Origin of the sequence: Tardiphaga robiniae (genome assembly GCF_013359755.1) — a bacterium.
Taxonomy (GTDB): domain Bacteria; phylum Pseudomonadota; class Alphaproteobacteria; order Rhizobiales; family Xanthobacteraceae; genus Tardiphaga; species Tardiphaga robiniae.
Map to the genome: position 1 here is coordinate 111,243 of NZ_JABMCJ010000088.1, position 12,014 is coordinate 123,256.

At 62.2% G+C, this 12,014-nt stretch carries 9 protein-coding genes; 5 read left to right on the plus strand and 4 right to left on the minus strand.

Annotated features, from left to right (window positions below):
* Nucleotides 1-95: 95 nt before the first annotated feature.
* The gene (cobS, locus tag HP556_RS18830) at nt 96-1,103 is read right to left on the minus strand and encodes a cobaltochelatase subunit CobS (RefSeq protein ID WP_068729504.1); all 1,008 of its coding nucleotides are present in this window, start codon (nt 1,101-1,103) and stop codon (nt 96-98) included.
* 297 nt (nt 1,104-1,400) lie between these two features.
* On the opposite strand from cobS, the gene HP556_RS18835 reads away from it, so the two are divergent.
* Nucleotides 1,401-2,051, plus strand: coding sequence for a DedA family protein (locus HP556_RS18835; RefSeq protein WP_089267860.1), 651 nt, complete (start codon nt 1,401-1,403; stop codon nt 2,049-2,051).
* Between the two features lie 139 nt (nt 2,052-2,190).
* Nucleotides 2,191-3,153 carry an acetyl-CoA carboxylase carboxyltransferase subunit alpha gene (locus HP556_RS18840; protein ID WP_093757526.1) on the plus strand — a complete coding sequence of 321 codons (963 nt, stop codon included), beginning with the start codon at nt 2,191-2,193 and terminating at the stop codon, nt 3,151-3,153.
* 12 nt (nt 3,154-3,165) lie between these two features.
* Here HP556_RS18840 and HP556_RS18845 read toward each other — a convergent pair whose 3' ends face one another.
* Entirely contained in the window at nt 3,166-4,113 is a 948-nt protein-coding gene (locus HP556_RS18845; protein WP_175368103.1) for a GlxA family transcriptional regulator, read from the minus strand.
* Between the two features lie 122 nt (nt 4,114-4,235).
* Between HP556_RS18845 and HP556_RS18850 the strand changes: the two genes are divergently transcribed.
* The gene (locus tag HP556_RS18850) at nt 4,236-5,042 is read left to right on the plus strand and encodes an SDR family NAD(P)-dependent oxidoreductase (protein WP_175368104.1); all 807 of its coding nucleotides are present in this window, start codon (nt 4,236-4,238) and stop codon (nt 5,040-5,042) included.
* Between the two features lie 147 nt (nt 5,043-5,189).
* On the opposite strand, the gene HP556_RS18855 is transcribed toward HP556_RS18850, so the two are convergent.
* Nucleotides 5,190-6,128 (minus strand): peptidylprolyl isomerase, encoded by a 939-nt coding sequence (locus HP556_RS18855; RefSeq protein WP_089267776.1) that lies wholly within the window; start codon nt 6,126-6,128, stop codon nt 5,190-5,192.
* A gap of 368 nt (nt 6,129-6,496) precedes the next feature.
* Between HP556_RS18855 and secA the strand changes: the two genes are divergently transcribed.
* Complete coding sequence (gene secA / locus HP556_RS18860) at nt 6,497-9,343, plus strand: preprotein translocase subunit SecA (protein ID WP_175368105.1); 2,847 nt, start codon at nt 6,497-6,499, stop codon at nt 9,341-9,343.
* A 202-nt stretch (nt 9,344-9,545) separates the two neighbouring features.
* Complete coding sequence (locus tag HP556_RS18865) at nt 9,546-10,253, plus strand: MgtC/SapB family protein (protein WP_175368106.1); 708 nt, start codon at nt 9,546-9,548, stop codon at nt 10,251-10,253.
* Nucleotides 10,254-10,285: 32 nt separating this feature from the next.
* Here the strand turns inward: HP556_RS18865 and HP556_RS18870 are convergent, their stop codons facing one another.
* The gene (locus HP556_RS18870) at nt 10,286-11,794 is read right to left on the minus strand and encodes a L,D-transpeptidase family protein (protein ID WP_175368107.1); all 1,509 of its coding nucleotides are present in this window, start codon (nt 11,792-11,794) and stop codon (nt 10,286-10,288) included.
* Nucleotides 11,795-12,014 lie beyond the last annotated feature (220 nt).

A 12,014-nucleotide genomic window follows, 5' to 3' on the forward strand; every position in this document is an offset into this window, starting at 1 on the left:
CAGCCTTTGCGCGGGTCGTCACCGCGCATGCGGGAGCAACCGATTGAATGCGGAGGTGCATTCCCCTCTCTTGGAAGAGAGGGGAAGAAGACGTCTTAGCTCAGCGCCACATTCACCGAGCTTTCCGCCAGCTCTGCATTGAAGCAGCGCTGATAGAATTCGGCGACCAGCGGACGCTCGAGTTCGTCGCACTTGTTCAGGAAGGTCACGCGGAACGCGAAGCCGATATCGTTGAAGATGTCGGCATTCTCGGCCCAGGTGATCACCGTACGCGGGCTCATCACCGTCGACAGATCGCCATTGGCGAAGGCGTTACGCGTGAGATCCGCGAGGCGCACCATCTTGTTGACGATGTCGCGGCCCTCGGGGTTCTGATAGTGCTTGGCTTTTGCCAGCACGATCTCGACTTCCTCGTCATGCGCCAGATAGTTCAGCGTGGTGACGATCGACCAGCGGTCCATCTGACCCTGGTTGATCTGCTGCGTGCCGTGATAGAGGCCCGACGTATCACCGAGACCGATGGTGTTCGCGGTCGCAAACAGACGGAACGCCGGATGCGGCTTGATCACCTTGTTCTGGTCGAGCAGCGTCAGGCGGCCGGACACTTCCAGCACGCGCTGAATGACGAACATCACGTCCGGACGGCCGGCGTCGTATTCGTCGAACACCAGCGCCACATTGTGCTGCAACGCCCAGGGCAGAATGCCGTCACGGAATTCGGTGACCTGCTTGCCGTCGCGGACCACGATGGAGTCCTTGCCGACGAGGTCGATACGGCTGATGTGGCTGTCGAGATTGACGCGCACACAGGGCCAGTTGAGGCGGGCAGCGACCTGCTCGATATGGGTCGATTTGCCGGTGCCGTGGAAGCCCGTGACCATCACGCGGCGATTGCGCGAGAAGCCGGCGAGAATGGCAAGCGTGGTGGCGCGATCGAACCGGTAATCGGGATCGGTGTCCGGCACATGCGGATCGGATTCGGAGAAGGCAGGCACTTCGAGGTCGGAATCGATGCCGAACAACTTGCGCACCGACACCATCTTGTCGGGAATGCCAATCAACGCGTCGGTCTTTTCTTGCAGTTTGGTCGAGGCGGCGGTCATCAATCCTCCGTGGTCCCGGATATCCCGAAACCAGTCTAGTAATGGCTGCGGATGGGGTGCTTTGTGGAACGTATCAGAGAGCCGCGGCTGGACAAAGCCCAGCTCTTCATCAAAGTTCCCGAATGTTATCATCGAGATAGGTTCTAACGGCAATTTTTGGAAGTCTGCCCTGCGAATCAGCCGATGCTCCGGGTCGATCAATTTGCAGCGGTATTTGGGGATCGAACGGCGCGGCCGGCCATTTCAATCATATATGCTGTCAGTTGGCTGAGGCACCCCGCGCTGGATCGGAATTTCGTGACGTCCTTCATCGATTCCCTGACCCATTTTGTCGCCGCGCATGCCTGGCTGGGCTACCTCACTATTTTCCTCGCTGCCCTGCTGGAAGCCGTGCCGGTGCTCGGAACATTCATCCCAGGCACCACGGTCATTCTGGCGCTGAGCGCCCTGATTCCGGCAGGCGACCTCGATCTCGTGGCGGTGCTGGCGGCCGCCGTGGCGGGCGCCGTGCTCGGCGACGGGAGCGCATTCTGGATCGGGCATGTCCGGCAACGACAACTGCTCGACGCGTGGCCGCTTTCGAATTATCCGGGCGTGGTGGCGCAGAGCGAGGCCTTCTTCCATCGCTTCGGCACGCTGGCCGTGTTCCTCGGCCGCTTCGTTCCGCCCATCCGCGCTTTCGTGCCGGTCACGGCCGGAGCATTGGGGACCGCACCGGCGAAATTCTATGCCGTAAACATCCCCGCAGCATTGCTCTGGGCGCCGGCGCACGTGTTACCCGGCGTGCTCGCAGTGTCGGTGCTGGACCGCTATGGCGGCATTGCCGGCCTCGAAGGCCAAGCCAAACACTACTGGATTCAGGCCGTGATCGTGGCGGCCGTGCTGGCCGGTGCCACCATCTGGTGGTGGCATCGCCGCAAGCGCAACACAGCAATGGAAACGTCATAAAAAGGCGCTTGAACGTTGAAATATCTCTTTGATTTTTCAAAGTAAATGACACCTTCGCGGCTTGACTTGCAGCCCCGATTGACTTGAAAAGCCTGCACCGGCAGTTTCGCCCGCCGTCCGTCCTTCCCATATCCAGTGAATGTCCGAACCCATGCGCAGCTATCTCGACTTTGAAAAGCCCGTCGCCGAACTGGATTCCAAGATCGATGAATTGCGCACGCTGGCCGCCAGCGGCAGCGACATCGGCGAAGAGATCGTGCGCATCGAGGACAAGGCCGTCGCCGCTCTGCACGAGCTCTATGCGAACCTGACGCCGTGGCAGAAGACCCAGGTCGCGCGGCATCCACAGCGCCCGCATTGCATGAATTACGTGGAAGCGTTGATCACCGAATTCACGCCGCTCGCCGGCGACCGCAAGTTCGGCGAAGATGAAGCGCTGGTGGCCGGCTTCGGCCGTTTCCGCGGCGAGAGCGTCTGCGTACTCGGCCAGGAAAAGGGCAACACCACCGAGAGCCGCCTCAAGCATAATTTCGGCATGGCCCGCCCCGAAGGCTACCGCAAGGCGGTTCGCCTGATGGAGATGGCCGACCGTTTCAACATTCCCGTGCTGTCGCTGGTCGACACCGCCGGCGCCTATCCCGGCATCGGTGCGGAAGAGCGCGGCCAGGCTGAAGCCATCGCACGCTCGACCGATGCCTGCCTCGGCCTCGGCGTTGCCAATGTCGCCGTGATCATCGGCGAAGGCGGCTCGGGCGGCGCCATCGCCATTGCCACCGCCAACAAGGTGCTGATGCTGGAACACGCCATCTACAGCGTGATCTCGCCGGAAGCGGCATCGTCGATCCTGTGGCGCGACTCATCCAAGGCGCAGGAAGCCGCGACCAATATGAAGATCACCGCGCAGGATTTGCTGCGTTTCGGCGTGATCGATTCCATCCTGAAAGAGCCGCCGGGCGGCGCACACCGCGACCCCGCCGCCATGATTGCTATCACCGGCGACGCCATCGCCCAGGCTTTCAACGACATGCGCGGCATGGACGCGGCGACTATTCGTCAGCAGCGCCGGCAGAAGTTTCTGGATATCGGCCGCAAGATCGGCTGATCTGACGTTCTCTCACGCGTCCATCTGAGACCGCGCATTTCGGCGGATCACCTGCGGCGGCTGGCCATAGGCGCGCAGAAATGCGCGGCGCATGCGGTCACGATCGGCAAACCCCGTCTGCTGCGCGACGGTGTCGATGGGATGCCGGCTCTGCTCCATCATCAACCGCGCGGCCTCTAGCCGCAGATGCTCGACGGCCTTGGCAGGCGATTGGCCTGTCTCGGCGTGAAAGGCGCGGCTGAACTGCCGCGGGCTGAGATTTGCGGCATCGGCGAGATCATTCACCGTCAGCGGCTTCTGCAGGTTGTCGCGCGCGAAAGCGAGCGCCTTCTGGATACGGTCCGACTTCGGCGCCAATTCCAGCAGCGCGGAAAACTGCGACTGACCGCCGGCACGGCGGTGATACACGACCATCTTTTTCGCGATGTTGCGTGCGACGTCCTCGCCGAGATCAGCCTCGACCATCGCCAGTGCGAGATCGATGCCCGCGGTCATGCCTGCCGAGGTCCAGACCGGACCGTCATTCACGAAGATGCGGTCTTCATCGACCCTCACTTTCGGAAATTGCTTCTGCATGTCGCGCGCATAGAACCAGTGCGTGGTCGCGCGCCGTTGATCGAGAATGCCGGCTTCGGCGAGCACGAAGGCGCCGATACAGATAGACGCAACACGCCGCGCATGTTTGGGCGCCTGTCGTACGAAATCGATCAGGCCGGGCGTCGCAGATTCGACCGTCAGACCGCCGGCAATGATCAGCGTGTCATAGGCATCAGCCGCATTGAACGGTTCGGTGGTCAAACTCATGCCCAGCGAGGTGCCGACCTGACCGCCCCGCTCCGACAACACATGCAGATCGTAGGTGGGCGGATCGGTCAGCAGATTGGCCAGTTCAAAGACCGACATCGCTGCAAGGCTGATGGGCGAGCACCCCGGGGAAACAACAAGGCCGATGCGCTGCATATGCACACTCCCGTAGGAAAAGACGTCCTAAAACGCCGTTTATATGACATTTGAGACATGACCGCGCAAGACTAGGTTTCCTGACACGGCCGCTGCGGCCGAGAGCATTCAGGAGAACGACAATGACGATTTCACATCAGGGTACGGCACTGATTACGGGCGCCTCGACGGGTATTGGCGCCGTCTATGCGGACCGGCTGGCCAGGCGCGGCTATGATCTCATTCTGGTGGCGCGGAACCAGGACCGCCTGGCGGCCCTCGCCAAGCGACTGACCAGCGAAAACGGACGATCGGTCCGCACGCTGGCCGCCGATCTCGGCGACAAGGCCGATCTCGCCAAGGTCGAAGCCGCGCTGCGCGACGACGCGAGCATTACGATGCTGGTCAACAATGCCGGAGTCGGCGCGGTGGCGCCGTTGCTCAATGCCGATGTCGACAAAATGGAAGACATGATCACGCTGAACATCACCGCACTGACACGGCTGACCTATGCCGCCGTGCCCGGCTTCGTCGCGCACAACAAAGGCACGATCATCAACATCTCGTCGATCGTTGGTATCGGTGCAGAAATCCTCAACGGCGTCTACGGAGCCAGCAAGGCCTATGTGCTCAGCTTCAGCCATTCGCTGGCGCATGAACTCGCCGACAAGGGCATCCGCGTGCAGGCGGTGTTGCCGGGCGCAACGGCCACCGAATTCTGGGACATCGCGGGCTACCCGCACCAGAACATGGATCAGGCCACAGTGATGCGCGCCGACGACATGGTCGATGCTGCATTGGCCGGCCTCGACCAGGGCGAGCTCGTCACCATTCCGGGCCTGCAGGACGGCGCGAACTGGACCCGCTTCGAAGCAGATCGCCGCGCCCTCTCGACCAAATTCGGTCATGCGACGCCAGCGCCGCGCTATCGGGTGACCGTGCCGGCATAGACGTTGTCGGCTCGGCCGGGATTATCTACCAAGCCCGGCAACTAAAACTCCGTCATGCCCGGGCTTGTCCCGGGCATGACAGCGTATGTGTTACAGGCAGCAAAAAGCCCGCCCTCTCGACAGAGGGCGGGCTTTTCGAGTCCAGAATTACTTCTTCGCCGGAGCCATCTTGCTGTCGGCCGGCTTCGGCGCGTCCTTGGCAGCAGGCGCGGCGGGTGCCGCCGGAGCAGGCGTTGCGGCGGCCTGATCGATACGCTCAACCTTCGCACCTTCACGCAGCTTGGTAACGTAGTCGGCCTGCGCCTTGCGCACGACATACTGTTCGATCTGCGGCTTCACCTGGTCGAATTCCGGCGCCTTGCGGTTGCGCTTTTCCTCGACCTTGATGATGTGCCAGCCGAACTGCGACTTCACGGGGTCCGAGATCTTGCCCGGCTCCAGCGCGAAGGCAACGGCGGAGAATTCTGGCACCATCTGGTCTTTGGTGAAGAAACCCAGATCGCCGCCATCGGCCGCGCCCGGATCCTTCGACTTCTTCTTGGCGAGTTCGGCGAAATCAGCGCCCTTCTTCAGCTCGTCGGCGACCGTCTTGGCCTCGGCCTCACTCTCCACCAGGATGTGGCGGGCATGGACTTCGGCTTCGCCGGTGATCTGCTTGGCCGCGTCCTCATAGACCTTCTTCATGTTGTCGTCGGTCAGGGCTTCCTTGCCTTCGACGGCCAACAGGTTGTCCATGAGCAGGCGGTTACGGGCGAAGGCCAGCTTGGACTTGAAATCCTCACGATCGGCGATCTTCTTGTCCTCGGCAGCCTTGGCGACGATCTTCATGTCGATCAGGAACGACAGCACATTGTCCTTCCGGGTCGCGGGATCCATCTGGGCGAGGCTCGGGCCGAGCTCTTCCTCAGCAATGGTGACGTCGCTCTGGCGGATTTCCTGGCCGTTGACCTTGGCGAGGACCGGATTGGCATCCTGCGCGTAAACCGGGAAACTGGTGAGAAAGGCCACCGCAACGGCGCCGGTCAGGGCAGCCAGGGTGCGGCCCGGGCGCAGGCCCGGCGTCAGGGCGAGCGATACGAAGGTCATGGAAAATCCTTATCTCGGATAAGAGCCTGTTGGGGACGGCGGACACTCTCCCAAACGTACCGTCTTGGCAACGCGAAAACTCTGTCAAAATGATGAAATCCTTGAGAGGTTCGCGCCGTTGACAACCCCCCACACGGGCCATATCTCTCCCCGACCGGGCCGGTGGCGAAGGCGCGATTTCGGCCGCGCCGTGGTCATTGAACCCCTGATTGCCCTGCTCCCACTCATCTCCCGGGGTCTTGCTTTTTTGGCGCTCCGCACCGGGGTCCAGACAGCAATCCGCCACAGACTTTGGATATGACGAGGCTGGGCGACCGCTGCACCATTCCACGGCCTTCGGGCCGCATTGCTAAAGACAGGATTTCGTGATGATCGGCGCGCTCGCCCGCAAGTTCTTCGGCTCTGCCAACGACCGCCGCGTCAAGGGATATCAATCGCGTGTTGCCGCGATCAACGCGCTGGAACCTGAGGTCGCAGCGCTGTCGGACGATGCGCTCAAAGCGCGCACCGCCGAGTTCAAGGCGCAACTCGAAGCCGGCAAGACTCTCGACGATCTCCTCGTTCCCGCTTTCGCCACCGTCCGCGAAGCCGCCAAGCGCACCCTCGGCCAGCGTCACTTCGACGTGCAGCTGATCGGCGGCATGGTGCTGCATGAGGGCGACATCGCCGAGATGAAGACCGGCGAAGGTAAGACGCTGGTCGCCACCCTCGCCGTCTATCTGAACGCGCTCGCCGGCCAGGGCGTGCATGTCGTGACCGTCAACGACTACCTGGCCAAGCGCGACAGCGGCTGGATGGGCCAGATCTACAGCTTCCTGGGCCTCACCACCGGCGTGATCGTTCACGGCCTCGACGATGCCGAGCGCCAGGCGGCCTATGCCTGCGACATCACCTACGGCACCAACAACGAATACGGCTTCGACTATCTGCGCGACAACATGAAGTACCGGCTGGAGGACATGGTCCAGCGCAAGCACTTCTACGCCATCGTCGACGAAGTCGACTCGATCCTCATCGACGAAGCGCGTACGCCGCTGATCATCTCCGGCCCGCTCGACGACCGCTCGGAATTCTACAACACCATCGACACCTTCCTGCCCAAGCTCGAAAAGGTCATCGACTTCGAAGTCGACGAGAAGCAGCGCACCGTGACGCTGACCGAAGCCGGCATGGAGAAGATCGAAACCCTGCTGCGCGATGCCGGCCAGCTCAAGGGCGAGACGCTGTATGACGTCGAGAACGTCTCCGTCGTGCATCACATCAATCAGGCGCTGCGCGCCCACTCGCTGTTCAACCGCGACAAGGACTACATCGTCCGCGACGACGAAGTGATCATCATCGACGAGTTCACCGGCCGCATGATGCAGGGTCGCCGTTATTCGGAAGGCCTGCACCAGGCGCTGGAGGCCAAGGAACATGTGACGGTCCAGCCGGAAAACCAGACGCTGGCCTCGATCACGTTCCAGAACTACTTCCGCATGTACAAGAAACTGGCCGGCATGACCGGTACGGCTCTGACCGAAGCGGATGAGCTGTTCGACATCTACAAGCTCGAAGTCGTCGAAGTGCCCACCAATGTCGGCATCGGCCGCATGGACGAGGACGACGAGGTCTATCGCACCCAGGACGAGAAGCACGCCGCCATCCTCGCCGAGATCGAGCGCGCCAATGCGCGGATGCAGCCGGTGCTGGTCGGCACCGCGTCGATCGAAAAATCGGAAGTGCTTGGCGAGTATCTGCTCAAGAACGGCTACAAGCTGATCGACTTCACCAAGCCGAAGGCGATGGACAAGCTCTATGCGGCCGCGCGTTCCGGCAAGCCGGCGAAACTGTTCGCGGTCCTGAATGCGCGCTTCCATGAGCAGGAAGCCTATATCGTCGCCGAAGCCGGCGTCCCCGGCGCCATCACCATCGCCACCAACATGGCCGGCCGCGGCACCGACATCAAACTCGGCGGCTCGGTCGAGATGCGCGCGCAGATCGAGACGGCCGAGATCGCCGACGAGGCCGAGAAGGTTGCCAAGATCGCCGAGATCAAGGCCGAGATCGAGCGCTTCCGCGAAATCGTGCTGAATGCCAAGGAAGTGGTCGAGATCGAGCCCGCCAAGGGCAGCAAGCCGGCCAAGACCGTCGAGAAGCCCGGCGGCCTCTACATCATGGGCTCCGAGCGCCACGAGTCACGCCGCATCGACAACCAGCTCCGCGGCCGCTCCGGCCGTCAGGGCGACCCTGGCCGGTCCAAGTTCTTCCTGTCGCTGGAAGACGACCTGATGCGCATCTTCGGCTCGGATCGTCTGGATACGATGCTGACGCGCCTCGGCCTGAAGGAAGGCGAAGCGATCATCCATCCGTGGATCAACAAGGCGCTCGAGAAAGCCCAGCAGAAGGTCGAGGCGCGCAACTTCGACATCCGCAAGAACCTGCTGAAATACGACGACGTGCAGAACGACCAGCGCAAGGTGATCTTCGAACAGCGCGTCGATCTGATGCAGAACGACTCGGTCGCCGAGACCGTCAACGACATGCGCCGCGCTTTCGTCGAGGACCTCGTCACCAAGCACGTGCCGGAAAACCAGTATGCCGAGCAGTGGGATGTGGCCGGCCTGAAGGAAGAGCTCAAGCGCGTACTCGATCTCGATCTTCCGGTCGACGAATGGGCCAAGGAAGAAGGCATCGCCGACGAAGAGCTGCTCAACCGTATCGAGCAGAAGGCCGACGAGCACATGGCCGCGAAGGTCGCCCAGTGGGGCCCCGACGTGATGCGTTACGTCGAGAAGACGATCCTGCTGCAGACGCTGGATCATCTGTGGCGCGAGCATCTGGTGATGCTGGATCACCTGCGTCAGGTCATCGGTCTGCGCGGCTACGGCCAGCGCGATCCGCTGCAGGAATACAAGGCGGAAGCTTTCAACCTGTTCGAGGCCATGATTTCCAATCTGCGCGAAGCCGTCACCGCGCAATTGATGCGCGTCGAAATCGTGCCGCCGGACGTGCAGCCCGAACTGCCTGTCATGGAAGCCCACAAGCTCGACTACAACACTGGCGAAGACGAAATGGCTTTCGCCAATGCGGCGCTCGCGCCGATGGGCCAGCAGCAGCCCGCCGTCGCCCGCGACCCGAACAACCAGGACACCTGGGGCAAGGTCGGCCGCAACGAAGATTGTCCCTGCGGCTCCGGCAAGAAGTTCAAGCACTGCCACGGGCGGTATGCATAAGCCGACCACCGGGTAAATCGCGAAGCCATCTGAAATCCCTCCCCGTTCGGGAGGGATTTTTCTTTGGGCTGTTGGTTCCACGCATTCACGCAGCCAAGCACTGCGCTGGACGACGCTGACGACGATTGGACAACGCGTCGCAGAGGACTAGCCTGTTTCATCGCGCCGACAAGAGCGGCCGCAGGAATGAGGGGGCGTGCCGATGATGTCCAATTCCGAAATGCTGATCCGCCTGATCTCCGCCGCGGCGCTCGGCAGTCTGATCGGTTTCGAGCGGGAGCGGCTGCTCTGGGCCGCGGGGATCCGCACGCATATGCTGGTCTGCGTCGGCTCCTGCCTGATCATGCTGGTCTCGCAATACGGCTTCTCCAACATCCTGCTCACGCAATCCAATGTCGTGCTCGATCCATCGCGCATCGCGGCGCAGGTGGTGTCCGGCATCGGCTTTCTCGGTGCGGGATCTATCCTGGCGCGCGGCGAGATCGTGAAAGGGCTCACGACAGCAGCAAGTATCTGGACGGTGGCAGCGATCGGGCTTGCGGTCGGCGGAGGATTGTATCTCGCGGCCGGCGCATCGACGGTGATCATCCTGATCATCCTCGTCGGTATCAAGCCGCTCGAGGAAGCCTATCGCTCGCGCAACCAGACGTGCATGCTGAAGGTGGAAGTCGAGAACAACGGCCTGACGCCGGAATTGCTGCGCGAGACATTGTCGCTGCGCGCCGGTCAGGTGAAGCGCTTCCTCGTGGAAAGCCGCGATCCCCAAGGCACCGACCAGCTCTCGATCCTGCTCAGCAAGGTGTCGTCACAGGATATCGCGAGCTATCCTTCGAAGCTGCAGGAGCTCGATGGCGTGCGTCAGGTGAGTATCGTCAAACGCGTCAGCGACAGCGGTGCCAATCACACGTGAGCGATATGTCTGCAGGGAGAGCGACGCGCGCCTCAGCGCATCGCGGAGAAGCGATCCGTGAACGAATTCGCGGACACGACCGGGGCTGCGCCTGACAGCGCGGCTGTGCCGGCGCCGCCGCCGGAGGCTGGCGTGGATGGTTCGGCCGACAGCGTCGGCTTGAGCGGCGGCCGCGCGGTGGCGACGAGCGGCGCAGGTGCGGCAGCCGGCTTCGCTGCAGCTACAGAAGCAGGCGTCGCAGGAGCAGCCGACGGGGCGGCCTTGCTGGCGACGGCCTTCGGCTTTGCGGCCGGTGTCGGCACGGGAGCGGCTGGCGCCGTAGTTGCGGTGGCGGTCGTTTCCGAGCCGCCGATGCCGACCTTCTTGGCGAGATTGCTGAAGAAGCCGCCGTCCGACGAGGCCGACGCGACACGCGTGGAGGGCGCGGCGACGACGGGTTCTTCCGATGCTGCGAACAGCGACGCCGAATAGGAGGTTGTCGCCGCAGCGGTCGCCTTCGGCGGATTGACGTGCGGCGGGATGGTGCCCGGTGCGCGCGAATAGGCGGCGGTCTGCACACCCGGCGGCTCCGGATCCGACAGGCCGGTGGCGCCATCGGGCAGTTTGGAGGCGAAGACGCGATTCATGCCGCCGTCGATATCGGGACGGCGCTGCGCGACTGGCGTGCCCTTGGCAACCAGTTCGGCAATCTTCGCATCATCCTGCGCCTGCTTGGCGCTGACGGCATCGGCGATCTCGGACGGGATCTGGTAGACTGGGCACTTGGCCGAGGCATTGAACACCAGCGGCTTGGTCGATCCTGCAGGTGCGGCCGGATCGAACACATACTTGTTCTCGCAGAACTCGACCTTCGGCTCCTGCCGCGTCACTTCGAAATGATCATAGCCCTGCTTGATCATCTTCCAGAACGGCATGTTCGGGTTATTGCGATGCTTGGCCATGTTGACCGGCGTCATCTTGAACGGAAACGCCGCGAACTGGAACGAGCGCTGTCCGCCGAAGAAGGATTCACGGCCCAGCGAATAGATCTCGGCGATCTGTTCGTCGGTCATGGCGAAACAGCCCCGCGACGAGCAATCGCCGTGCACCATCAGCTGCGAACCGGTGCGTCCCAGCGACTTGTCAAAGGCGTTGGGGAAACCGGTATTGAACGAGAGATAATAGGACGAGCGCGGATTCATCTGCGCCGGCGTGATCGAATAGAAACCTTCCGGTGCCTGGCGATCGCCTTCTTTGACCTTCGGACCGAGGTCGCCGGACCAGCGGCAGATCGGATAGGTCTTCAGCAGTGCAAACTGGCCGGAGCGGTTCTGCTTCCAGACTTCGAGTTCGGCTTCCTGCTTGAACACACGAACCAGCATCGGCGACTGCAGGTCCATGTCCTTTTCAGTCATCTCGGCGACGAGCTTAGGAGGAACGGGCTGGTTGGCCTTCGCGTTGCTGGCGAGCGACATGTCTTCGCCGTTGCAGCCGGCCAGCACCACGCCTGTCGCAAGTACGACCGACGTCAGCAGCGCGCGAACAAGCGAGCGATGTTTCAAAGCCAAGCTCCGCAGCCGACGGGACGTCGACACCCCAAGGAATAAAGACAAATGAGCCCTTATTCGTACGCAAATATTAGCCTTAAGGCCCCTTGCTCGCAAGGCAACTGGCCGTGAGCAACAGGTTCCGTTCCGGCGATGGTCAACAGAGATTGAAGATCTCAGGCCGGGCGGAATTGCGGCGGTATCTGGCGGGAAGGCGAATTAAGCAGGCGGCGAT

Bases quoted from the DNA above. Each gene is read 5' to 3' on its own strand.
- HP556_RS18850 (WP_175368104.1), top strand. From the start codon at position 4,236: ATGACGATTTCACATCAGGGTACGGCACTGATTACGGGCGCCTCGACG.
- HP556_RS18845 (WP_175368103.1), bottom strand. From the start codon at position 4,113: ATGCAGCGCATCGGCCTTGTTGTTTCCCCGGGGTGCTCGCCCATCAGC.
- HP556_RS18865 (WP_175368106.1), top strand. From the start codon at position 9,546: ATGATGTCCAATTCCGAAATGCTGATCCGCCTGATCTCCGCCGCGGCG.
- HP556_RS18840 (WP_093757526.1), top strand. From the start codon at position 2,191: ATGTCCGAACCCATGCGCAGCTATCTCGACTTTGAAAAGCCCGTCGCC.
- cobS (WP_068729504.1), bottom strand. From the start codon at position 1,103: ATGACCGCCGCCTCGACCAAACTGCAAGAAAAGACCGACGCGTTGATT.
- secA (WP_175368105.1), top strand. From the start codon at position 6,497: ATGATCGGCGCGCTCGCCCGCAAGTTCTTCGGCTCTGCCAACGACCGC.
- HP556_RS18855 (WP_089267776.1), bottom strand. From the start codon at position 6,128: ATGACCTTCGTATCGCTCGCCCTGACGCCGGGCCTGCGCCCGGGCCGC.